Annotated in this window: 21 protein-coding genes and 1 pseudogene; 13 read left to right on the forward strand and 9 right to left on the reverse strand. The window is 73.4% G+C overall.

The window, feature by feature from the left end; genetic code table 11:
- The first annotated feature begins 86 nt into the window (after positions 1 to 86).
- The 3 genes from sbnB (at position 87) to ACR68M_RS19300 (ending at position 2,518) form a co-directional block, all read left to right on the forward strand.
- Positions 87 to 1,124, forward strand: coding sequence for a 2,3-diaminopropionate biosynthesis protein SbnB (gene sbnB / locus ACR68M_RS19290; protein ID WP_441245350.1), 1,038 nt, complete (start codon positions 87 to 89; stop codon positions 1,122 to 1,124).
- Between the two features lie 59 nt (positions 1,125 to 1,183).
- Positions 1,184 to 2,176 (forward strand): 2,3-diaminopropionate biosynthesis protein SbnA, encoded by a 993-nt coding sequence (gene sbnA / locus ACR68M_RS19295; RefSeq protein WP_441245351.1) that lies wholly within the window; start codon positions 1,184 to 1,186, stop codon positions 2,174 to 2,176.
- 156 nt (positions 2,177 to 2,332) lie between these two features.
- Positions 2,333 to 2,518: a hypothetical protein gene (locus tag ACR68M_RS19300; protein WP_441245352.1), complete on the forward strand. Its 186-nt coding sequence runs from the start codon at positions 2,333 to 2,335 to the stop codon at positions 2,516 to 2,518.
- A 102-nt stretch (positions 2,519 to 2,620) separates the two neighbouring features.
- Here ACR68M_RS19300 and ACR68M_RS19305 read toward each other — a convergent pair.
- Both ACR68M_RS19305 and ACR68M_RS19310 read right to left on the reverse strand, forming a co-directional pair.
- Positions 2,621 to 3,583, reverse strand: a pseudogene (locus ACR68M_RS19305) (hydroxyacid dehydrogenase); the annotation flags it as partial.
- A 54-nt stretch (positions 3,584 to 3,637) separates the two neighbouring features.
- On the reverse strand, positions 3,638 to 4,369 hold the full coding sequence (locus tag ACR68M_RS19310; RefSeq protein ID WP_441245353.1) for a DUF4097 family beta strand repeat-containing protein: 732 nt from the start codon (positions 4,367 to 4,369) through the stop codon (positions 3,638 to 3,640).
- Positions 4,370 to 4,587: 218 nt separating this feature from the next.
- Here ACR68M_RS19310 and ACR68M_RS19315 point away from each other — a divergent pair, with 218 nt between their 5' ends.
- Complete coding sequence (locus ACR68M_RS19315) at positions 4,588 to 5,691, forward strand: hypothetical protein (protein ID WP_441245354.1); 1,104 nt, start codon at positions 4,588 to 4,590, stop codon at positions 5,689 to 5,691.
- 81 nt (positions 5,692 to 5,772) lie between these two features.
- On the opposite strand, the gene ACR68M_RS19320 is transcribed toward ACR68M_RS19315, so the two are convergent.
- The gene (locus ACR68M_RS19320; RefSeq protein ID WP_441245355.1) at positions 5,773 to 6,534 is read right to left on the reverse strand and encodes an AfsR/SARP family transcriptional regulator; all 762 of its coding nucleotides are present in this window, start codon (positions 6,532 to 6,534) and stop codon (positions 5,773 to 5,775) included.
- A 184-nt stretch (positions 6,535 to 6,718) separates the two neighbouring features.
- Here ACR68M_RS19320 and ACR68M_RS19325 point away from each other — a divergent pair, with 184 nt between their 5' ends.
- On the forward strand, positions 6,719 to 7,537 hold the full coding sequence (locus ACR68M_RS19325) for a pentapeptide repeat-containing protein (RefSeq protein WP_441245356.1): 819 nt from the start codon (positions 6,719 to 6,721) through the stop codon (positions 7,535 to 7,537).
- A gap of 91 nt (positions 7,538 to 7,628) precedes the next feature.
- The gene (locus tag ACR68M_RS19330; RefSeq protein WP_441245357.1) at positions 7,629 to 8,333 is read left to right on the forward strand and encodes a 4'-phosphopantetheinyl transferase family protein; all 705 of its coding nucleotides are present in this window, start codon (positions 7,629 to 7,631) and stop codon (positions 8,331 to 8,333) included.
- Here the strand turns inward: ACR68M_RS19330 and ACR68M_RS19335 are convergent.
- On the reverse strand, positions 8,323 to 9,825 hold the full coding sequence (locus tag ACR68M_RS19335) for an MFS transporter (RefSeq protein ID WP_441245358.1): 1,503 nt from the start codon (positions 9,823 to 9,825) through the stop codon (positions 8,323 to 8,325). The genes ACR68M_RS19330 and ACR68M_RS19335 overlap by 11 nt on opposite strands.
- 90 nt (positions 9,826 to 9,915) lie before the next feature.
- On the opposite strand from ACR68M_RS19335, the gene ACR68M_RS19340 reads away from it, so the two are divergent.
- On the forward strand, positions 9,916 to 10,863 hold the full coding sequence (locus ACR68M_RS19340) for a helix-turn-helix transcriptional regulator (protein WP_441245359.1): 948 nt from the start codon (positions 9,916 to 9,918) through the stop codon (positions 10,861 to 10,863).
- A gap of 29 nt (positions 10,864 to 10,892) precedes the next feature.
- Here ACR68M_RS19340 and ACR68M_RS19345 read toward each other — a convergent pair whose 3' ends face one another.
- Positions 10,893 to 13,268, reverse strand: coding sequence for a lysylphosphatidylglycerol synthase transmembrane domain-containing protein (locus tag ACR68M_RS19345; RefSeq protein WP_441245360.1), 2,376 nt, complete (start codon positions 13,266 to 13,268; stop codon positions 10,893 to 10,895).
- Positions 13,269 to 13,366: 98 nt separating this feature from the next.
- Complete coding sequence (locus tag ACR68M_RS19350; protein WP_441245361.1) at positions 13,367 to 14,128, reverse strand: SDR family oxidoreductase; 762 nt, start codon at positions 14,126 to 14,128, stop codon at positions 13,367 to 13,369.
- A gap of 226 nt (positions 14,129 to 14,354) precedes the next feature.
- Here ACR68M_RS19350 and ACR68M_RS19355 point away from each other — a divergent pair, with 226 nt between their 5' ends.
- On the forward strand, positions 14,355 to 14,633 hold the full coding sequence (locus ACR68M_RS19355; protein ID WP_441245362.1) for a hypothetical protein: 279 nt from the start codon (positions 14,355 to 14,357) through the stop codon (positions 14,631 to 14,633).
- A gap of 107 nt (positions 14,634 to 14,740) precedes the next feature.
- The gene (locus tag ACR68M_RS19360) at positions 14,741 to 15,220 is read left to right on the forward strand and encodes an NUDIX domain-containing protein (RefSeq protein WP_441245363.1); all 480 of its coding nucleotides are present in this window, start codon (positions 14,741 to 14,743) and stop codon (positions 15,218 to 15,220) included.
- 23 nt (positions 15,221 to 15,243) lie between these two features.
- Here ACR68M_RS19360 and ACR68M_RS19365 read toward each other — a convergent pair whose 3' ends face one another.
- A complete protein-coding gene (locus tag ACR68M_RS19365; protein WP_441245364.1) occupies positions 15,244 to 15,933 on the reverse strand; it encodes a class I SAM-dependent DNA methyltransferase in 690 nt (229 codons plus the stop codon).
- A gap of 72 nt (positions 15,934 to 16,005) precedes the next feature.
- Between ACR68M_RS19365 and ACR68M_RS19370 the strand changes: the two genes are divergently transcribed.
- The gene (locus tag ACR68M_RS19370; protein WP_441245365.1) at positions 16,006 to 16,578 is read left to right on the forward strand and encodes a GNAT family N-acetyltransferase; all 573 of its coding nucleotides are present in this window, start codon (positions 16,006 to 16,008) and stop codon (positions 16,576 to 16,578) included.
- Positions 16,579 to 16,615: 37 nt separating this feature from the next.
- On the opposite strand, the gene ACR68M_RS19375 is transcribed toward ACR68M_RS19370, so the two are convergent.
- Together ACR68M_RS19375 and ACR68M_RS19380 are read right to left on the reverse strand one after the other, a co-directional pair.
- Complete coding sequence (locus ACR68M_RS19375; RefSeq protein WP_441245366.1) at positions 16,616 to 17,329, reverse strand: tyrosine-protein phosphatase; 714 nt, start codon at positions 17,327 to 17,329, stop codon at positions 16,616 to 16,618.
- Between the two features lie 48 nt (positions 17,330 to 17,377).
- Positions 17,378 to 18,091, reverse strand: a complete 714-nt coding sequence (locus ACR68M_RS19380; protein ID WP_441245367.1) for a hypothetical protein — start codon at positions 18,089 to 18,091, stop codon at positions 17,378 to 17,380.
- A gap of 201 nt (positions 18,092 to 18,292) precedes the next feature.
- On the opposite strand from ACR68M_RS19380, the gene ACR68M_RS19385 reads away from it, so the two are divergent.
- The 3 genes from ACR68M_RS19385 to ACR68M_RS19395 all read left to right on the forward strand — a co-directional run bounded on the left by ACR68M_RS19385 (position 18,293) and on the right by ACR68M_RS19395 (position 22,053).
- Positions 18,293 to 19,120, forward strand: a complete 828-nt coding sequence (locus ACR68M_RS19385; protein WP_441251650.1) for an RNA polymerase sigma factor — start codon at positions 18,293 to 18,295, stop codon at positions 19,118 to 19,120.
- Positions 19,117 to 20,124: a hypothetical protein gene (locus tag ACR68M_RS19390; RefSeq protein ID WP_441245368.1), complete on the forward strand. Its 1,008-nt coding sequence runs from the start codon at positions 19,117 to 19,119 to the stop codon at positions 20,122 to 20,124. The genes ACR68M_RS19385 and ACR68M_RS19390 overlap by 4 nt, the downstream gene beginning before the upstream one ends.
- Positions 20,125 to 20,385: 261 nt before the next feature.
- The gene (locus tag ACR68M_RS19395) at positions 20,386 to 22,053 is read left to right on the forward strand and encodes a protein kinase domain-containing protein (RefSeq protein WP_441245369.1); all 1,668 of its coding nucleotides are present in this window, start codon (positions 20,386 to 20,388) and stop codon (positions 22,051 to 22,053) included.

Consider the following 22,053-nt stretch of genomic DNA (forward strand, 5'->3'; position numbering starts at 1 on the left):
CAGGATATGACTTCCTGCTAGATCTTCTGCCTAGATTCCAATGGAGCGAACGAAGAAGTCGCAGAACTCGAAGCATGGAGTCGGATATGTCCAGAAGTAGTGTCGTCCCGCCGTTCGCCGTCATTTCCGGCGCCCAGGTCAACGGGGTTCTGGAAGGGCGTCAGAAGGAGGTCGTGGGCATCGTCGAGGCGGCGTACCGCATCCACGGCGCGGGGCAGACGGTCAACCCGCCGTCGTACTTCCTGAAGTTCCCCGACAAGCCCAGCTCGCGGATCATCGCGCTGCCCGCGTCGATCGGGGGTGACGTCCAGGTCGACGGTCTGAAGTGGATCTCCAGCTTCCCGGACAACGTCGAGGCCGGCATCCCGCGCGCCTCGGCCGTGCTGATCCTCAACGACCACGAGACCGGCTACCCGATCGCCTGCCTGGAGAGCTCGATCATCAGCGCGGCCCGCACCGCCGCCTCCGCCGCGCTGGCGGCCGCCAAGCTCTCCGAGGGGCGGGGTGAGCGCCCGCGCCGGGTCGGCTTCATCGGCACCGGCCTGATCGCCCGCTACCTGCACAGCTACCTGGCCGGCACCGGTTGGAGCTTCGACACGGCCGGGGTGTACGACCTCTCGGCCGAGTACGCGGCGGGCTTCGCAGGCTATCTGGAGCAGGCCGAGGGCACCGGCGAGGTCACCGTCCACGACAGCGCCGAATCCCTGATCCGGTCCAGTGACCTGGTGGTCTTCGCGACCATCGCGGGCGCACCGCACGTCCACGACCCGGAGCTGTTCTCGCACAACCCGCTGGTGCTGCACGTCTCGCTGCGCGACCTCTCGCCCGAGGTGATCCTCGCGGCGACCAACATCACCGACGACGTCGAGCACTGCCTGAAGGCCGACACCTCGCTGCACCTGACCGAGCAGCGGCTCGGCCACCGCGGGTTCGTCGATGGCACCCTCTACGACGTGCTGGCCGGCACGGTCGCCGTCCCCGCCGACCGCCCGGTGATCTTCTCGCCGTTCGGCCTCGGCGTGCTCGACCTGGCCGTCGGCAAGCACGTCCTCGACTCCGTCCGCGAGAGCGGCGAGCTGGCCGTCGTCGAGGACTTCTTCCACGAGCTCCGCCGCCACGGCTGAGCCGTAGCCACCCACACCCCACCCTCAGCGTCCGACCCTGTCCGAACCCGGGAGGCACCATGCCGATCATCTCGGCTCCGCACGATTTCAACGAGCACGACCTCTTCGTCGACCTGAGGTCGAGTCTCGGCATTCCGCTCTATCTGAAGTGCGAAGGCATGAACTTCGCCGGTTCGATCAAGCAGAAGGCCGCCGTCGGAATGATCGAGGCGGCCGAGCGGGCGGGCAGGCTACGGCCGGATTCCATACTCGTGGAATCATCCTCCGGGAATCTCGGGGTGGCGCTCAGCCTGATGGCCGCCAGCAAGGGATACGGATTCCTCTGCGTCACCGATTCCCGCTGCAATCTGAACACCAGAAGAATGATGGAAGTCTTCGGTGCGAGAGTGCACACCATCACCGAGGCTGACCCGGTCTCCGGCCTGCTCGGCGCCCGGCTGGCGTACGTCCGCCGGCTGCTGGAGAGCGACGAGCGGTACGTCTGGCTGAACCAGTACCAGAACCCCGACAACTGGGGCGCCCACTACCGCTGGACGGCGCCCGCCATCGCCCAGCAGTTCCCGGATCTGGACGTGCTCTTCGTCGGGGCGGGCACCACCGGCACGCTGATGGGCTGCGCCCGCTGGTTCAAGGAGCACCGGCCCGAGGTGCGGATCGTCGCCGTCGACAGTGTCGGCTCGGTCAGCTTCGGGCAGCCCGCCTCGCCGCGCTGGATCCCCGGCCTCGGGTCGGGGGTGCGGCCCGCGATGCTGGACGAGAGCTACGTGGACGAGGTGCGGATGGTCGAGGAGATCGACACCGTCCGGATGTGCCACCGCCTCGCGGCCCGGGGTTTCCTGTTCGGCGGTTCCACCGGTACGGCTGTCGCGGGGGCAGCCGCATGGCTGGCCGAACACGACCCGGCCGGGAGGCTCACCGCCGCGACCATCGGGCCGGATCTGGGTGAGCGCTATCTCGACACCGTCTATCAGACCAACTGGGTCCAGGACATCTACGGCAGCGCGGCGCTGAGCGAGCTGGAACGCTCGTCGGCCGTCCCCGCGCTGACCTGATATCACTCGCTGACCTGCGGTTATCCGTCCGAGTACAGGTGCGTTATCGGTCCTCGCCGAAGGCCATAACAGATCGATAAGAGATCGAAGTCGCGCCTTCCTACTGTCTTCCACGTCAGCAGGAAACACCGGACACTCCGACAGGAAATGGTCGAAATGCGCCTCATCGGTACCAAGTTCGCGAAGCAGCTCGTCGTCGTTGCCCTCGGCACCGCAGCGGTCCTCGGAGCCTTCGTCGCCACCGAGACGGCGCACACCGCCACCAGCCACACCGTCGTCGCGGACGCCGCGCCGGCCCCGGTCGTCCCGCCGGTCGCCCCGGCCAGCCAGGACTGGGAGTAGAACCTCCGCTTCACGCCCGAAGGCCCGCCGCGACATCCGTCGCTGCGGGCCTTCGTCGTTCCATCACTCTGCTCAGGCGGCCAGCTCCGCCCGAAGCGGTCGGTTCACCGCCTCCGGCACGTCCTCGCCGGCCAGCACCCGCCGGACCGACTCCGCGACCGACACGCCCGCCTTCTCCTGCGCCTCGACGCTGCCCGCGCCCAGATGCGGCGTCACCACCACACCGGGCAGCCCGAAGAGCGGCGAATCCGTGCACGGTTCGGTCTCGAAGACGTCCAGCCCGGCGCCGGCCACCCGGCCGTCCCGCAGGGCGTCGGCCAGCGCGGCCTCGTCCACGATGCCGCCCCGGGCCGCGTTGACGATCCGCAGGCCCGGCTTGGCCTTGGCCAATGCCTCGGCGCCGATCAGGCCGATCGTCTCGGGGGTCTTCGGCAGGTGCACGGTGACGAAGTCGGCCGCGCCGAGCAGCTCGTCCAGCGGGACGACCCGCACGCCCAGCTCGGCGGCCCGCTCCGGTGTCACGTACGGGTCGAAGGCGAGCACCTCCATGTCGAAGGCCGCCATCCGGCGCGCCACCAGTGAGCCGATCCGGCCCAGCCCGACCACGCCGAGCACCTTGCCGGAGAGTTCGACGCCGGTGAACCGGCTGCGCTGCCAGGAGCCGCTCTTCAGCGAGGCGTCGGCCTGCGGGATGTTCCGGGCGACGGAGAGCAGCAGCCCGATCGCCAGCTCGGCCGCGCTCACGATGTTGGAGGTCGGCGCGTTCACCACCAGCACCCCGGCGGCGGTCGCGGCGGGGACGTCCACGTTGTCGAGGCCGACCCCGGCCCGTGCGATCACCTTCAGCCGCGGCGCGGCGGCGATCGCCTCCGCGTCCATCCGGGTCGCGCTGCGCACCAGCACGGCGTCGGCCTCGGCCAGCGCGGCGAGCAGGGCCGTCCGGTCGGCGCCGTCGCAGTGGTGGATGTCGACGTCCGGGCCGAGCACGGCGACGGTCGCGGGGGAGAGCTCCTCGGCGAGGAGGACGACGGGGCGGCGCGCCGGTGCGAGCGGGCGGATGTTCATACTTCTGGCTCCTCTGGGCTCGGTTGACGGAGGGTTGGTGAGGGGCATGTGTGATCAGCCCGCCGGGAGGACGGCGACACTGCCGCCGTCGCTGCGCACCTTGACCTTGTGCGAGGAGCCCGGGTCCGTCCGCACCTGCACCTTCTGGCTGCCGCCGTCGGTGGTCGCGTCCACCGCGTAGGCGGCGTCCGGGAGCTGGGCCGTGACGCTGCCGCCGGCCGAGTCGATGTCCACCATGTCCGGGGCGGCGGCGAACTTCGCCGTGACGGTGCCGCCGTCGGCGTGTGCGGTGAGGCGCTTGGAGGTCACCTCGGCGACCCGCACCGCGCCGCCGTCGGCGGTCAGGTCGAGCGCGCCGGACAGGCCGGTCACGGTGACGTCGCCGCCGGTGTTGCGGATCTTCACCTCGACGCTCTTCGGCACCTCGACGCGGTAGCTCACCTGGCAGACCCGGTGGCCGATGCCGTGGCCGCACTCGGAGGCCTCCAGCGAGAGCGCGCCGCCGCTCGTGGTGTGACCCACCGTCGGCTTGTCGCCGTCGTAGCGGACTGTCTCGGTGACCTGGACGGTGTCCTGAGTGCCCGCCACCACCTCGACCGTCCCGCCGGGGCTCCTGACCTGAAGCGTCGTGATCCGGTCGGCGACCTGGTAGGAATGGGTCTCTGCGGTGACCTTGCCGCCGCAACCCGTGAGCACTGCACCCAGCGCGACGGTGACGGCAAGGGGGGCGACCATGGCCGGGTACCGGGTCACGGTCCTCGGGTTGGCCTGACGGGACGACTGCACGGCTTCATCCTTCGCTCGTGGCGGTGGGACTCATCGGGCCCCAGCCTCCTCGGCGGCGTCATACCGTTCCCATACTCCGACCATCGCCCCGGACCGATGTGATCCATTGCCTACGGGGACTTCGTCAGGTGGCACTACCCTAAAGACCCGGTATGGGGGAAACATAGAACTTCCAGGCAGAGTCGGACTCACATACCCATCCCCCGAAGGAGGCAGCGATGGCCAGCAACCTCGGGCCGCGCCCTGCCGACGAGCCGGACGAGCTCGCTCTGCCCGCCCGTGGTGTCCCCGCAGACCAGGGCGGCGCCCCGCGCAACCACGAGGAGCTGCTCCGCCGTCGGAGAGCTGCTCTCCGGCACGACCCGGCCGCCTCCGGCGCGGCCGAACTCTCCCAACAGGTGCTCGGCTGGGCCCAGGCCCTCGACGTGGGCGAGCGCACGCTGCGTGACGCGGCGCGCGGCGTCCTGCCCGAGGACGGCCGGGCCGACAACCGGGCCGACAACCTGGCAGACGGCCGGGCCGGGTCCAGGCAGGCGCTGGGCCGGGCCGCCGCACTGCTCGGCGCAGCCGAGGCCGCCGCAGCACTGGCCGCCCGCAGCGCGCACACGCTCACCGCCGAGTCGGCGGTGACGTCGACGGTGGTCTCCGCCCTGGTGCCCGCCCTGGTCGCGGAGTTGACGGCCGAACTGGGCCGTCCGGTCTCCGACCCCGACGTCGGCCCGGACCTCGGCCCCGACCCGGAGGCCGAGCGCCGCCGGGGTGCCGTCGTCGCCCAATTCCCCTGGCTGGTCCACGGGTTCGCGCTGGAGACGGTGGACGAGGGCGGGCTGGCCGAGGCCGTCCGGCTCGGCGCGCCGCTGGCCGAGCTGGACGCCGACCGGCTGGGCAGCCTCTCCCGGGGCGGTTGCAGCCCCGTACAGGCCCTGCCGAAGGTGGTCAGCAGCCCGGCACTCGGCCGGGCGAGCGCCGGGGCGCAGAGCCTGGCCAAGGCCGTGCTCTCCGCCGGTGACGAACTGCACCGCCGGATGGCCGAGGTGCCCGAGGTGCCGCAGAGCACCCCGGCGGACCGTCGGCTCGCGGCCGCCTACGAGACGCTGTACGCGGCGGCGGCCTGCCTGGCGCTGTGGACGGCCCGGACGGCGCCCGTCCAGGGCGACGAGCTCTGGCTGCAGGCGGCCCTGCGCGGCCTGCTCGGGCGGCTGCACCGGCTGCTCGACGAGCAGTGCCCCGACGTCGACGAGCACGCCGTCGAGGAGACGCTCGCCGACCGCGTCGTCGCGCTGGCCGGGGCGGGCGGCCCGCTCACCCCGTTCGTCTGCTGACCGTCGTCCTCGTGCGCCGAGGGGCGCGGGGCTCCGCTGAATCCAGCGGAGCCCCGCGCCCCTCGGTATTTCTCCGTGCCGTCAGTTCACCAGCTGGTGCGGCATGACCGTCCGCACCTCGCCGCTCAGGATCGCCTCGTACGTCCGGGCGAGCAGCCGTCCGGGCTCGACGCCCAGCTCGTCCGCCAGGATGCGGCGGCCGTCCAGGTAGAGCGACATCGCCTCGGCCTGCCGCTCGGAGCGGTACAGCGCCGTCATCAGCAGGGCGCGGAAGCGCTCCCGCATCGGATGCTGCGAGACCAGCCCGGTGAGCTCGGAGATCAGCTGGCGGTGCCGCCCGAGGATCAGGTCGACCTCGATCCGGGCCTCCAGCGCCTCCAGCCGGGCCTCGTCCAGCTGCGGACGCTCCGCGAACACCAGGTGGTCGGTGACGTCTGCCAGGGCCTCGCCCTGCCAGAGCGACAGGGCGGCCCGCAGCTGCTCGGCGGCCAGCTCGAAGCGCTGCTCGCGCAGGGCCCGGAAGCCGCTCTGCGACAGCTCGGTGAAGCGGGTCAGGTCGCACGGCACCTGGTCCGCCATGAGTCTGTAGCCGGTGCGGATGCGTACGAGCGGCACCTCGGGCCCGATCCGGCGCCGGATCCGCGAGGCGTACGTGTGGATCTGCGCGCCCGCCGTGCTCGGCGGGTTCGTGTCCCAGAGCATCCGCCCCAGGTGTTCGTCGGAGAGCGCCCGCCCGCCGGCGAGCACCAGTGCCGCGAACATCGTCCGCTGCTTGGTGCCGCTCAGGGCGTCCTCCAGGCCATCGGTCAGGATGTGGACCGGGCCGAGGATCCGGAACTCCATGATGTCGTCCTCTCTCACCTACGGTGCGGTGCCCGTCTACCCCCGAGACCGCTTGACCGTACGGACAGTAGGAGTCGGCCACATCGGCCTGATATTGCCTCGATATCGGTCTCCCGAGGGCCTCCCCACCTGCGCCGCAGTGCAGAATGGGGAGGCCGCCCCACCGAACCAGGAGCCCCCGCTCGTGCCGCAGCAGCCCGAAGCCCCCCGATCCGACCTCCGCGCCGACTGCGCGAACTGCTTCGGTCTCTGCTGTGTCGCACTGCCGTTCGCCAAGTCCTCCGACTTCGCGGCCGACAAGGCAGCCGGGCAGCCGTGCCGGAACCTCCAGCAGGACTTCCGCTGCGGCATCCACACCCGGCTCCGCACCTCGGGCTTCACCGGCTGCACGGTCTTCGACTGCTTCGGGGCGGGCCAGAAGGTCTCGCAGATCACCTTCGGCGGCACCGACTGGCGCCGGGCCCCGGAGACCTCCCGGCAGATGTTCGAGGTGTTCCCGGTCGTGCGGCAGCTGCACGAGCTGCTCCACTACCTGACCGAGGCACTCGCCCTCCCGGCCGCCCGCCGGCTGCACGGCGAGCTGCGCGCGGCGCTGGAGGGCGTCGAGCAGCTCAGCCTCGCCGACGCCGAGACGCTGGTCGCGGCCGACGTCCCGGCCATCCGCGGGCAGGTCAACACGCTCCTGCTGGAGGCCGGGGAGCTGGCACGGGCCGGTGTGCCGGGCAAGCGGAAGAACCACCGCGGCGCGGACCTCATCGGCGCGAAGCTCAAGGGCGCCGACCTGCGCGGCGCCAACCTCCGGGGCGCCTGCCTGATCGCCGCCGACCTCAAGGGCGCCGACCTGCGCCAGGCCGACCTGATCGGCGCGGACCTGCGCGACGCCGAGCTGGCCGGGGCCGACCTCACGGGCAGCATCTTCCTCACCCAGGCGCAGCTGAACGCGGCCAAGGGCGACGCCACCACCAAGCTGCCCCCGACGCTCACCCGCCCCGCCCACTGGTGACCGCCTGACGCCGTGTCCGCCCCGGGCCGGCCGGTGCCACGGCGCGGGATGAGATCATCAGGGCCTGCGCAGTGGAGAAGGCGGAGGGGGCATGGACGAGGTGACGGCAGCCGAGGGCGCGCCGCTGGTGATGGTCGCGGGCACCGACGAGGTGCTCCGGCATCCGGAGGCGACCCTGCACACGCTGACCGCCGTCGAGCACGAGCGGGCCGGCCGCTTCCGCCGCGAGGAGGACCGGCGCAACTTCGTCGCCGCCCACCTGCTCGTCCGGGTCTGCGCCGCCCGCCTGCTCGGCCCGGCCGCCGGGCCGCTCACTCTCGCGCAGCGCTGCCCCGACTGCGGGCTCGGCGATCACGGCAAGCCCTACCTGCCCGAGCACCCCGGCCTGGAGGTCAGCCTCTCGCACAGCCGGGGCGTGGTCGCCGCCGCCGCCGCGTACGGCCCGGTCGGGGTCGACGTCGAGCTGCCGCAGCACGGCGCCCTCGATGCGGGGGTGCTGCAACGGGTGCTCACCGAGCGCGAGTTGCGCCTGGTCGAGCAGCACGCCGACCCCGAGCAGGCCTTCCTCCGGCAGTGGGTCCGCAAGGAGGCGCTGATCAAGATCGGCCGGGTCACCCTCGACACGATGGGCGAGGTCGACCTCGCCGGGCTGCCGCTGAGCGCGGACGGCGCCCCGCTGCGCAGCCGGTTCGAGCAGCTGCACTTCCTCGACTGGGACGACCACAGGCTCGGGGCGACGGTGGTCGTGGTGGCCACCGTCGCCCCGAGCATCAGCGATCTCGCTCTCACACGCTGACGAGCTCCGGCTCGGTCGCTGCGTCCTCAGTCGCCGCGTCCTCGGCGGCCTGCTCCGGCTGAGCGGCCCGGCGCGGCAGGGCGAACATCAGGGCGAAGACCGCCAGCAGCCCGCCCGCCACCCACCACAGCGAGTGGGTGAAGGCGTCGACGAAGACCGGGCCCATCGCCTGCCGGGCCGGGTCGGCGGCGTCCACCACGCTGAAGAAGGTCACGGAGGAGAGGCCGAGGCCCAGCGCCACCCCGAGCTGCTGGGTGGTGTTGATCAGGCCGGAGGCCGAGCCGGAGTGGTCGCGCGGCACGTCGGAGAGCACCGAGTCGGTCAGCGGCGCGACGATCAGGCCCATCCCGGCGCCCATCACCACCATCGGCAGCGCCATCTGCCAGGGGTGGATGCCCGAGCCGTAGTGGCGCGCCTCGGCGATGTAGACCAGGGCGCCCGCCGCCATCACCAGCGCCCCGGCCTGGAGCACCTTGCGCCCGAAGCGCGGCACCAGCTTCTGCACCGACATCCCGGCGGCGACGGAGACCGCCAGCGAGAACGGCACACCCGTCAGGCCGGCCCGCAGCGGGCTCCAGCCGAGCCCGAGCTGCATGTAGAGCGTCCAGACCAGGAAGAAGATGCCGGTCGCGATGCCGAAGGTCAGCTGCACGCCGATGCCCGCCGCGAAGCTCTTCACCCGGAACAGCGACAGCTCGACCAGTGGCGAGCCGTCCCGCCGCAGCTTGGCGCGCTCGTACGCGAGGAACACGGCGAAGACCGGCACGCTGCCCGCCATCAGCGCGAAGCCCCACAGCGGCCAGCCCGCCTCGCGGCCCTGGGTGAGCGGGTAGAGCAGCATCAGCAGTGCGGCGGTGGCGAGCACCATGCCCAGCAGGTCCAGCTTCAGCGCCTTCGGGGCCCGCGACTCGCTGACGTACCGGCTGCCGAGCAGCAGACCGGCCAGGCCGATCGGCAGGTTGACCAGGAAGATCGGCCGCCAGCCGAGCCCGAGGAAGTCCCACTCCGTCAGCACCGCACCCAGCAGCGGGCCGAGCATGGCCCCGAGGCCGACCATCGCGCCGAACATCCCGAAGACCTTGCCGCGCTCGTGCGCGGGGAAGGTGGTGTGGATGATGGCCAGCACCTGCGGCACCATCAGTGCGGCCGTGCCGCCCTGGAGCACCCGGGCCGCGACCAGCAGCTGCGGGTCACCGGCCAGGCCGCAGAGCGCCGATGCGACGGTGAAGCCGCCGATGCCGAGCAGGAAGAGCCGCTTGCGGCCGTAGATGTCGCCGAGCCGCCCGCCGGTGATCAGGCCCACCGCGAAGGCCAGCGCGTACCCGGCGGTGATCCACTGGAGCTGGCTGAACGAGGCGCCGGTCTCGTGTTGGATGGTCGGCATGGCGATGTTGACGATGGTGACGTCGACCAGGTCCATCAGGCTGGCCGTCATCACCACGGCCAGCGCCAGCCAGCGCCTGCGATCGGGGGCCTCCGTTACGGATGACATGGGTGCTCTTCTCCTTCAGGTGGTCGGACTCTCCGAAGGTAGGCCCCATATAGGCCAGATCCTGTCCGCTTGGTCCGCCATCCTGGAGTCATGACCGACACCCCGGCACGGCTGCTGAATCTGCTCTCCCTCCTCCAGATCCCGCGCGAGTGGCCCGGCAGCGAGCTGGCCGACCGCCTGGAGGTCAGCCCGCGCACCATCCGCCGCGACATCGAGCGGCTGCGCGACCTCGGCTACCCCGTCGAGGCCACCCGGGGCGCGATCGGCGGGTACCGGTTGGTCGCGGGCGCCGCGATGCCCCCGCTGCTGCTCGACGACGAGGAGGCCGTCGCCATCGCGGTCGGCCTGCGGGCGGCGGCGGGCAACGCCGTCGAGGGCATCGAGGAGGCGTCCGTCCGCGCCCTCGCCAAACTCGTCCAGGTGCTCCCGGCCCGGCTGCGCCACCGGGTCGGCTCGCTGAGCGCCGCGACCGTCCAGCTGCCGATGGGCGGCGGCCCCCGGATCGACCCGGAGATCCTCACCCTGCTGGCCACAGCCACCGCCGGGCACGAACGGCTCCGCTTCGCCTACCGCGCCGCCGACGGCTCCGACACCCGCCGGCTGGTCGAACCCCACCGCCTGGTCGCCGCCGGGCGCCGCTGGTACCTCGTCGCGTACGACAACGACCGCGACGACTGGCGGATCTTCCGGGTCGACCGCCTCAGCGAGCCGGTCGCCACCGGCTCCCGCGCCGCACCCCGGGAGCTCCCGGCCGAGGACGCCGCCGCCTTCGTCGCCGCCAAGTTCGCCAACCGCTTCCCCGGCCACCAGGCCGTCGTCACCCTGCACGCCCCCGCCGACCGCCTGCCCCCGTACCTCGGCGAGCTGGAGCCCATCGACGACGCCAGCTGCCGCCTCCGCACCCGCGCCGACTCTCTGGAGTGGCTGGCCGTCCGCCTCGCCACCCTCGGCTGCGAGTTCGAAGTCCACGAGCCCCCACAGCTCGCCGACACCCTGCGAGCCCTCGCCGGCCGCCTGACCCGCGCAGCGGGCGGCTGAACGTTCCCCGCGCCCCTGGGCAGTGCCGTTCAGAGCGCCCGGCGGCGCTGGAGCCACGCGAAGGCCGCCCAGCCGGGCAGCACCGGCAGCAGGAAGGTCAGCAGCCGGTACAGCGTCACCGCCGCGAACGCCGCGCCTTCGTCCATCCCCGCCATCTGCCGCAGCGCCGTCACCAGCAGGACGTCGACCACCCCGGCCCCTCCCGGGGTGGGCGCTGCCGAGCCGAGGGCGTTGCCGGCCAGGAAGGCCACCGCCACGGCGGCGTAGCCGGGCTGCTGCCCGACGGCCAGCGCGCAGCAGTACAGGCAGGTGATGAAGGCCAGCGACACCAGCAGTTGTCCGGCCACCCCGAGGGCGAGCTTGCCGGGCTGCTGGAGCAGGTCCAGCAGCCGGGGCAGCACCTCGGCCCGCAGCGGGCGCAGCAGCCCGCCGATCCGCCGCCGCACCCACGGCACGGCGAAGCCGGACACCACCACCGCGCAGAGCAGCACCGCGCCGACCGCCAGCACCCGGGCGGAGGGCATCTCGCCCTGCGGGGCTCGCCCCAACAGTGCGGCGAAGAAGGCGAGTTGCAGCAGGTGCAGGGCCAGCCCGCCGAGCTGGGAGACGCCGACGCTCGACAGTGCCTGCGGGGTCGGTACGCCGCCGCACTGGAGGAAGCGGGTGTTAAGTGCGACCCCGCCGACCCCGCCGGGGGAGACCAGCTTGGCGAACGCACCGGCCACCTGTACGGCCAGGGCCCGCCCGAAGTGCAGCCGCTCGGGCACGAATCCGACGAACCCGAGGGTCGCGGCGAGATAGCTGAGCGCGGCGGCACCGGCGGCCAGGCCGAACCAGAACGGGTCGGCGGCGGAGAGGACGGCGAACGGGTCGCGGTCGCTGGTGAGGAGGTAGCGCAGCAGCAGGTACCCGGCGAGCAGCCCGGCCCCGACGGTCAGCAGCGTGCGCGGCCGCAGCCGCTCCAGCCGGACGGGCTGCACCTCTGCCTGCGGCTGGTCGCGGAGCAGCGACTCCCTTACCGCGCCGAGCAGTTCGGGCTGCGCCTTGAGGGCGGCCCGGGAGCCGGGGGCGAGGGCGATCGGCTGGAGCAGCGGCAGGGCGGCGCAGAGCGCGGGGGCGCCGAGCACGGTGGTGCCGGTCCGGACGGCCGGTTCAGCACCGGCCCGCAGGGCGAGGGTGCTGAGCATCCCGGCGACGTCCAGGTGCAGTTGGAGCTCTCCGGCGGCTATCTCGCCGTCGGAGAGGCCGACCAGGTGGACGGCGCCGTCGGGGGCGATCAGCAGCGCGTCGGCGGAGATGGCCCGGTGGGCCGTCCGGCGGCGTTGCAGCAGTTGGAGCTGCTGCCAGGCGTCGGTGAGCAGCTCGTCGGTCAGCTCCTCCTCGGCGAGTTCGCCGAAGGCCCGGCCGGGGAGGTAGTGGTAGGCCACGACCGTGGAGTCGGGCGCGAGTTGGGCCGTGGCGGCGATCTGCCGGGTGCGCACCCCGGCGGCGGTCGCGGCGTACGCGAGCAGCGCCTCGTGCTCCAGGCCGGTGCGTGGTGGCAGCAGGCCGCGCGGGGTCAGCTCGGCGCGCAGCCGCAGCAGCCGCCAGAGGTGGCCGGGCCAGCCGCTGGTCTGGGCGCGCGGGTCGAGCACGAGCACGTCGAGGTCGGGGCGGCCGTCGTGCTGGGTGACGAGGTACCGGCCGGGGGCCGTCCGGCGGGCGAGGTGCGGCCTGACCCCGGCCTGGCCGAGGGCGATCAGCAGCTGTGCGGTGGTCGGCCGGCAGGCGGGGGTGCCGAGTGCGTACGTGGTGGCGTGCCCGGCGGCCCAGCCGATCAGCAGGGCGAGCACCAGCGAGAGCGGGGTGGCGTAGCCGGTGACGAGGCCGGACAGCCCGGCGACGCCCAGGGTGACGGCCAGGGCGGTGCGCCAGCGCGGCAACCTGGCTGCCCCGGCGGTGGTCATGAAGGCGAGCACCGGGGCGAGGTGCCCGTACACCGGGTCGGTGCGGCCGACGCCGCCCGGGTTGGTGTGGGTGAGGGCGGCGAGGCCGCCGACGGCCGCGTCCAGGGCGAGCGAGAGCCCGTAGGCGAGGACGGCGGCGGCGACCCCGTCGGCGAGGCCCCGGTGGGCCCGGCGGGCGAGGCGCTGCCCGGCGAAGGCGAGCGGCAGGACGAGCAGGGCGACGGCGGCGAGCAGCCCGGCCGGCCCGCCGAGTGCCCACGGCACCTGTTCGGTGCCCTGGGCGACGTCGGCGTCCAGGCCGTCGGCGGTGCCCTGCGCACCCGTGGCCAGCAGCAATGTCAGCCCGGCTGCGGCGAGCCCCGTCAGGGCGCGGACCAGGGAGGCCGGGTGCCGGACGCGTACGTTCTCGGCGGCCGTCCGCAGCGAAGTCGAGGTGTCATCTTGTATCACCGTTGCCACGGGGCATGCTCCCACACCCCGGTGACACTCCCGCCTTCTCCGTCAGGTCGGGGTCTGCGGGCGTGACGGCCGGGCGTGACGGCCGGGCGTGACGGCCCTCAGGCCTGCCGGGTCGGCAGGACGACGACCTGGCGCAGGTTCACGTGCCGGGGGCGGCTGACGGTGTAGGCGACGAGGTCGGCGACGTCCTCGGAGGTCAGCGCCGGGATGGCGGTGAACATCGAGTCGATCAGGTCGGAGAGCCCGGGGTTGTCGACGTGGGCGGGGAGCTCGGTGTCGGTCAGGCCCGGCTCGATGTTGGTGACGCGGACGTCTCGCGGGCCGAGTTCGGGCCGCAGCCCGGCGGCGAGGTGGGTCAGGGCGGCCTTGGTGGCGCTGTAGACGGCGAAGTCGGGGAAGGTCACGTGCGCGCCGATCGAGGAGATGGTGACGAGATCGGCGGCCCGGCCCGCGTCGGCGGCCGCGAGCAGGTCCGGGGTGAAGGCGCGGATCACCCGGAGCACGCCGGTGAGGTTGGTGTCGATCATCCGGGTCCACTCGTCGAGCCGGCCGTCGGCGATCGGGTTGGGCAGCATCACCCCGGCGGCGGCCACCACCAGGTCGACCGCGCCGTACGCGCCCTGCACCCGCTCGGCGGCGGCGTCCACCGAGGCCTGGTCGGTGACGTCCGTGGTGACGGCCAGGGCCTGCCCGCCCTCGGCGGTGATCTTGTCGACGAGTTCCGTCAGCCGCTCGGTGCGGCGGGCGAGCAGCGCGACGCGGGCGCCCTGGGCGGCGAGCAGCCGGGCGGTCGCGGCGCCCATGCCGCTGGCGGCTCCGGTGACGACGGCGGTGCGGCCGGTGAGGTCGGCGAAACTCATGGGGTGTGCCTCCAGGTCGGGTCGGTGGCTCCACTCTCCGGCCGTCCGGCGGCCCGACCCAGTGCCCTGCTGTACCTGGGTCTGCCAGGGCCAGGCTGGACGGCTGCTCGCCCGACTGGACGGCCGCCGAAACCCGGGAAAGGCTACAATCCGGACATATCAGCCCACGCGTCCGGATCGCCGAGCACACCGGCCCGGCGGGCGAGGCGCCGAAGGGAGACCGACGATGACCAAGCGATCGACCGGCCGGATGCAGCAACTCCGCCGTGGCACGCAGGAGATCCTCGAACGCCGAAGCATGGCCGCCAGCCCCGGCGCACTCCCACCGGATCTCCACACCGACACCCTGAAGGCGGCCGGGCGCACCCCGTACGCCGGTGACATCGCCTTCACCCACGGCGGCCGCCGCGCCCTCGGCTCCGCCACCCCGATGACCGGCTCGGCGCACCACGCCGAACTCCCCGGCCACCGCCACCGCGGCGCCGAGAAGCACTCGGCGCACTGACCCCCCCCGGAGGGGCGCGGGGAGCTCGCGCGGTTGATCGAAAAGCCCCCCGTGCCCCTCCGGCTGTCGTACGCTTCCCCCGGACCGCGACCTCCGGAGGACTCCCCATGCTCACCACCCGCGACGAGTGGCTCGCCTCCCTCACCAGGGTCTACGCCGCCTCCGGCTGTCTGATCACCGACGAGCAGGGCCGCGTCCTGATCGTCAAGGCCGGCTACCGCGAGCACTGGCAGTTCGTCGGCGGCACCGTCGACAAGGGCGAGAACCCCGAGCAGTGCGCCGAGCGTGAACTCCTGGAGGAGACCGGCCTGGTCAAGGCCCCCGGCGCCCTGCTGGTGGTCGCCTGGACCAACCCGTCCGCCGAACTCGAGCACCCGGCCGTGCACTTCCTCTTCGACCTCGGCACCATCCCCGCCGACACCGCGATCACCCTCCCGGCCGGAGAGCTCGACTCCTACCGCTGGGCTGCCCCCGAGGAGGCCCTCGACCTCCTCGGCCCGGCCCGCGCGCTGCGCCTGCGAGCCGGTCTCGAAGCCCGCGCCGACGGCCGCACCCGGGTCGTCACCAGCCCCAACTCCGGCTTCTGACAGCCCCTTTCCGGCAGCCCCTGTCAGCTTGGTCTGCGCCAGACGTAGGCCGCCGACACCGGATGGCTGCGGTACCGCTCCCACTTGGGCTTGAGCGCGATCCACTCGTCGCCGACGACCGCCTCCCGCATCTCGGCGAGCTGCCACCCGGCGGCGAGCCCCGCCGTCAGGTGCTCGCTCACCAGGTGCACGTGCGTGGTGATGGCGATGTCCTCGCCCTCGGCGGTGGTGAAGTGGGTGGGCATCCCGGCGGTCATGATGAAGTGCGGGTGCAGCCCGACGAGCACGCAGAGCCCGCCGGGCGCGGTCAGCCGCCACGCCTCCCGGTAGAACGGGCCCAGCTCGGGCAGGTGCTCGTCCACCAGCGAGGACACCACCAGCTGGTACGCCCCGCCGGGCAGGCCCGTCGCGGCCAGGTCGGCCTCCACCAGCCGGTCGTGCGCGCCCCGGGTGCGGGCCGCCGCGAGCATCTCGGGCGTCACGTCCACCCCGTCCACCGCCGCGACGCCCTGCCCGCGCAGCCACCCGCCCGTCCGGCCGGTGCCGCAGCCGAGGTCTGCCGCCCGCCGCACCGAAGCCCAGTCCGGTACCGCGAGTTCGGCCAGGACGCCGATGTCCATCGCGTCCTCGACCGTCCGTTCGTAGCTGCCGACCCACTGCCCGTACCCCGTCCGGACATCCACCGTCCGGTAGCCGCGCGCGTCGAAATCCATGAATTGCACCATACTTCGCAGTATCGGCAGTCCGCCCGACGCGCCGCCAGTGATTTAAGGAGCGGCAGCGACGTGCGAGTCGAGAGCTACCCGGAGGCCGCCGTGCCACCCGAACTCCGTAGCCAGGTATGGGCATTGCAGGAGCAGGCCTGGCCGAGCGGCGAGCCCGACCCCGGGCTGAGCCACGACCCCCTGCTGCACCCGGAGTCGCTGCTGCTGGTCGACGACGATGGCCGGGTGCTCGCCGCACTCGACCTGCTCAGCAAGGATCTCGACCACGCGGGCGACACCTACCGCGCCGTCGGCCTGAGCACCGTCGTCACCGACCGCGAGCACCAGGGCCGGGGCCACGGACGGCAGTTGGCCACCGCCGCACTCTCCCACCTCCGCCGCTCCGGCGCCGATCTGGCGCTCTTCACCTGCGACCGCCCGTTGCAGCACTTCTACGAGAGCGCCGGCTACCAGCTGCTCCCCGGCACCGTCCTGGTCGGCGGCACCCCGGAAGCCCCCTTCCCCAGCGACCACCCCGGCTTCGACAAGGTCACCATGGCCGCCTTCTGCACCTCCCGCGCCACGGCGGCCCGCCCCCACTTCGCCGACACCCGCATCCCCCTCCACCCCGGCCCCACCGACCGCCTCTGGTGAAGCACCAGCCCCCTACGGCCAGCCCGTTGTGTGAAAGTCAGTTGCCGACCAGCCGCGCCCGCAGGGCGGCCGCGACGCCCGTCGGCAGATCCCGATCGGCGTCGAACGAGCCCAGCGCAGCGAGCAGCGCATCCTCCGCCGTGAGCCCCGCCGAAGCCAGCAGGGCGTCGATCGCGAGCTGCTGGTCCGGCCGCCCGAGCATGCCCCAGAGCGGCCGCAGGTTCGCCGCGCTCAGCAGGTAGTCGGAGGCGACGGCACCAGGCTCGACCCCGGCCGCCGCGAGCAGTACGAGGGCGGCCAGCCCCGTCCGGTCGCGCCCGGCGCCGCAGTGCACGACGACCCCGCCCGGCCCGGCCTCGGCGACGGCGGTGGCCACGGCGGCGACGGCGTCGGGGCAGTGCTCCAGGTAGGGGGCGAAGGAGAGCGGGGTGCCGTCCAGCTCGCCGTACCGGGCCCACCAGCCGGCCCCGGCCAGCTCGTCGAGCGGCACCCGGACGAGGCGGACGCCCTCGGGCAGCGGCAGCAGCGGCCGGTGGTCAGCGGTGTCACGCAGGTCGATCACGGTGCGGATGCCGTACCGGAGGAGCGCCTGCCGGCCCTCGGCGGTCAGCCGGTCGAGGTTGTCGGCCCGGACGACCGCGCCGGGCCGGGTGCGGCGGCCGTCGATGGTGGGCAGGCCGCCGAGATCGCGGACGTTGAGGCAACCGTCCCAGTCGAGCCGGCGGGCGTCGATGGTCGTCACTGTGGTCATGCGTAAGGCTCCCCGTGGTCAAGAAGGGGGTGGTTCGCCCCCTGTCGATCAAGACTCCGGGAAGGCCGCCAGTGGTTCCCCGGCGCCGCCGAACACCCACAGCTCACGCCCCAGCGTGTCGCTGCACCGCACCTCGCGGAAGCGGTCGTCGTCGGCGGAGAGGAAGCCCCCGGCGACCCCGCGCAGGACCTCCTCCGCCACCCGGTCGGCCCGGCTCCAGGCGCCGGTCAGCACCAGTGCCTTGTCAGCCAGCTCGGCCCGCTGGATGCGGGCGACGGCGGCGGTCGCCAGCGCGGAGTTCACGTCGTCCAGTTCGCGCGGGGAGAGGTAGGTCTCGGCCCCGGTGTCGATCGCGGTGCTCAGGCGGCGCAGCAGCTCCGGCAGGCCGTAGTGGCGGACGGCGGCGACGGAGTCCTCGACGGCGACCAGCCAGCGCGGCCCGGGGGAGACCGTCCACCAGATCTCCTCACCGACGGGCAGCAGATCGCCGATCCGGGCCTGCCAGAGCTCCAGGCCGGTGGGTGCGTTGGGGTTGGGGCGCAGCGAGCGCCCGGCCCAGGCGGTCTTGGCGGTCAGGCTGAGGTTGACGGTGTAGCGGACGGCGTGGTCGTCGACGGAGCCGAGCTCGACGCCGAGCAGCGCCCAGTGGGTCTCGTCGGGGAGGCTGAACGAGTGCCGCCAGCCGCTGAGACCCATCGCCCGCAGGGCAGGCGCGAAGTGTTCGCGCATCCCTTCGGCGAAGAGCTCGTGGGCAGTCGTCATCACAGGTCCAGACCTTCAGGGGGAGCGGGAGGGGAGCGGCGCCGAATCAGCCGTCCCTCAAAACGTATGACCGGAGCACCTTTGGCGGCTGCGGGCGAATGACAGTCGCTGACAGGACTTTGGTCCTCGGTGGCCGGGCAGAAGGCCCTGTTCCGTGCTGCTTCGCCATCACGGCCGAACACCAGCTCCGGATGCCGCATGATGTGGCAGGTGCACATCGCAGAGCCTCAGGGGCCGGGCTCCGACAATGTCGTCGGCGGCCCGATATCACCGGGACGTACGACACCCCCGCGTACCGCCGCGCCGCCAGGGGAGGCCGCCGTGCCGCCGACCGGGCGGGCCGCAGTGCAGGCCGACGAGCTCACCGCCGCTGTGCACGCCGCACAGGCGGGCGACGAGGAGGCCTTCCGGCAGCTCTTCCGGGCCGTCCAGCCGGGCCTCCTCCGCTACCTCCGGGTGCTGGTCGGCGGCGGGCCGGAGGACGCCGAGGACATCGCCTCCGAGACCTGGCTGCAGATCGCCCGGGACCTGAGCGGCTTCGACGGCGACGGCGACGGCTTCCGGGGCTGGGCGGCCACCGTCGCCCGCAACCGCGCGATGGACCACCTGCGGCGGGTCCGGCGGCGGCCGGTCGCGGACCTGCCGTTCGAGTACCTCGCCGAGCTGACCGCCGCCGAGGACACCGCAGGCAGCGCCCTCGCCACCGTCTCCACCGCCGACTCGCTGGCCCTGATCGCCCGGCTGCCCCGCGACCAGGCCGAGGCCGTGCTGCTCCGGGTGGTGCTGGACCTGGACGCGGAGAGCGCCGCCAAGGTGCTCGGCAAGCGCTCCGGCAGCGTCCGGATGGCCGCCCACCGGGGGCTGCGCAAGCTCGCCAAGCTGCTTGAACAGCCCGGCGGCGGCCCCGCCGACGGCGTCCCCCAGCAGCGCTCGGCATCCGGCTCGGGGCGGCCGCCGGAAAATTCTTCGGATTCTCCTGCGCAAGGTGTGACACAACCCAGAGCCGCGACGCTGAAGGACATGAGATGAGCACCAACCGATCCCGCCGGATCGACCGCGTCGCCGCCGAGCAACTGCTCGGCGGCGGCAAGGTCGGCTCGTCGGACGGTCCGGCCGCCATCGCCGACAACGCCGCCCTCGCCGGGCTGCTCGCCGCCGCCGCCGCTGCCCCAGCGGCCGGGCCGGACGAGCTGCCGGGAGAGGCCCGAGCGCTGGCGGCGTACCGGTCGGCCCGCCGTGAACCAACCCCCGAACCCCGGAGACGCACGATGGCGAAGACCGCGACTGGGAGGGCCTTCAGCGCGAAGGCCCTGCTCGCCGCGCTCGCGATCACCGCGCTCGGCGGGGTCGCGGTGGCCGCCGTAAAGCTGCCCGCCGTCCTCAGCAGCCCCGGTGCGAACGCTCCGGTCGCCGCGCCCACCGCCCCAGGCCGCACCACGGCCTCGGGCCCGGGAGCAGGCCGGGCACCGGGGACGGGAGGCGGCTCCGGCTCGGCGGGCTCGCACTCCGGCCTGGACAACCGCACCGCGACGCCCGGCACCGTCGGCAGGCCCTCCGACGGCGGCCAGGCCCACCCCTCGGCAGGCCCCGACCGGTCGGGGAGCCCCGACACCCCGGGGCAGTCGGGCGGCACGGAGAGCCCGAGCCCCGGCTCGGCCGCCGGGCTGGCCAAGCTCTGTCACTCGTACCAGGACCGGGAGGGCGACGGCACCAAGGACAAGCAGCTGCTCGCCGACCCTCTGCTGGCGCCGCTGGTCAAGGCGGCCAACGGTGTCGAGCACGTCGAGAGCTACTGCAACGCGCTGGTCGGCAAGGTGAAGGACCACGGTGGCCCGGCCACCCCCTCCGCCCCTGCCGCGCCCTCGCCGGAGCCGCCCAAGGGTGGCGGCCCGAAGACCCCGAAGGCCGAGCTGTCGCTCCCGCAGCTCGGCCACGCACTCACCCCCGCGTCGTCGGCGCCGCCGGTGCCGTTGCAGGCTCCGCTGTCGGAACTGCTCGGCGGCGTCCCGCTGGACGGTGTCCTGGTGGGGTGACCCGAAGACTCCGGACGGACGGCGGGCGAATCCCCCCGGGCCCGTCGTCCGTCCGGACCAGCCGTGACCGGCCGTGGCCAGGCCCGGCTGCGTCACCGAGACCCCGGGTGGTCGGTGGGCTCCCCCGTGCCCATCGGCCGCCCGGCTCGTGCCCTGCTGAGGGGCGCCCGGGGCCGGGTTCGCACTGCGGCCGCTATCGTGCACAGGTGCACGAGGCGATCCGATGCCTCCGGCCGGCGGATCTGAGGGGAGCGGTGCCAGGTGATCGGACGCGCACTCAACGGGCGTTACGAGCTCGTGGAGATACTCGGCGTCGGCGGGATGGCGACGGTCTGGCGCGGCCACGACCGGGTGCTCGGCAGGTCCGTCGCGGTCAAGGTGCTGAACGGCGGCCTGGCCGACGACCCGCGCTTCGCCGAACGCTTCGGCCGCGAGGCTCAGCACGCCGCGATGCTGGCCCACCCGAGGATCGTCATGGTCTTCGACTCCGGTGTCGACCAGGGCTCGCCGTACATCGTGATGGAGCTGGTGAACGGCAGACCGCTCAGCCAACTGATAGTCGGCGACGGCCAGTTGCCCCCCGCTGGGCTGCCGGTCGAGCGGGCCGTCGGGGTGGCGGCGGCGGTCTGCGAGGCGCTGGAGGTGGCGCACGCCGCCGGTCTGGTGCACCGCGACATCAAGCCCGGCAACATCATGATCACCGACGACGGCGGCGTGAAGGTCGTCGACTTCGGCATCGCCAGGGCGAGTTCGTCCGGCTCCCAGCTGACCCAGACCGCGACGGTGCTCGGCACCGCCGCGTACCTCTCGCCCGAGCAGGCCACCGCGGCCGAGATCGACGGCCGCGCGGATCTCTACGCGCTCGGCTGCGTCCTGGTCGAAATGCTCACCGGAGCACCGCCGTTCACCGCCGACGCCCCCGTCGCGATCGCCTTCAAGCACGTCAGCGAGCAGCCCACTCCCGTCTCGGTACGCCGCCCCGGCATCCCGCCCGCCCTCGACGCGGCCGTCCTGCGCCTGCTCGCCAAGAACCCGGCCGACCGCCCCGCCGATGCCGCCAGGGCCCGCGCCGAACTCCTCGCCGCCGTCCCCGCCACGGCCGCCCCCGACCGCACCGCCGAACTCCTCGCCACCACCCAGGTGTTCGCCCCGCTCACGCCCCCGCTCACGCCCCCGCCGGCCCACCCGCCGGCTGCTGCCACCACGGCTCTGCCCCACCTCCCCTTCACCGAGCAGCAGCGCACCTCGCTGCTGCCGCCGGTCCAGCCCCCCGGCCCGGCGTACGAGCCGCCGCAGCCCCCCGTACCGGAGCGGCGCCGTCGTCCGCTGGTGCTGGCCGGGGTCGGCCTCGCCGTCGCGGGCGGGGTGGCCGCGGTCGCGGCCTTCGCCTTCAGCAGCCCGGGTGGCGACACGAAGGGTGGCACGCCCGCCACGCAGGCGGCGGGCCCGGCAGCCGGCCCGTCCCCCTCGGTGTCCCCGTCGGCCTCCCCGAGCAGCTCGGCGAGCCCGTCGCCCAGCGCCAGCCCCAAGGCGGGCTCGGCGGGCCTGCTGACGGCGCTGCGGGCGGCGATCGAGCAGGCGTCGTTCAACAAGGAGCACGGCGCCCAGGGCGACCTCCTCGGCCTGATGGACGATGCCGCAGCCGCCCTCGCCGACCGCCAGCCGCAGCGGGCCGACCAGTCCCTGCGCAACGCCCAGCGTCTGATCAAGGACCTGGTCAAGAAGCATGCCGTCGACGGCGGTGCGGCGCAGAACTGGCAGAACCGGATCAACGCCGTCCTCGCCACCCTGCACGCCGCCCAGCAGCTCCCGGGCAGGGGCCAGCAGTCCTCGTCCTCCTCGTCCTCCTCGTCCGACCCCGCCGGGAACCTGCTCGACTGGCTCAACGGCAGCGGCAGCAACAGCACGGACAGCAACGACGGCAACTGA

It is taken from the genome of Kitasatospora sp. McL0602 (assembly GCF_052076145.1).
In the GTDB taxonomy this organism is placed as follows: Bacteria; Actinomycetota; Actinomycetes; order Streptomycetales; family Streptomycetaceae; genus Kitasatospora.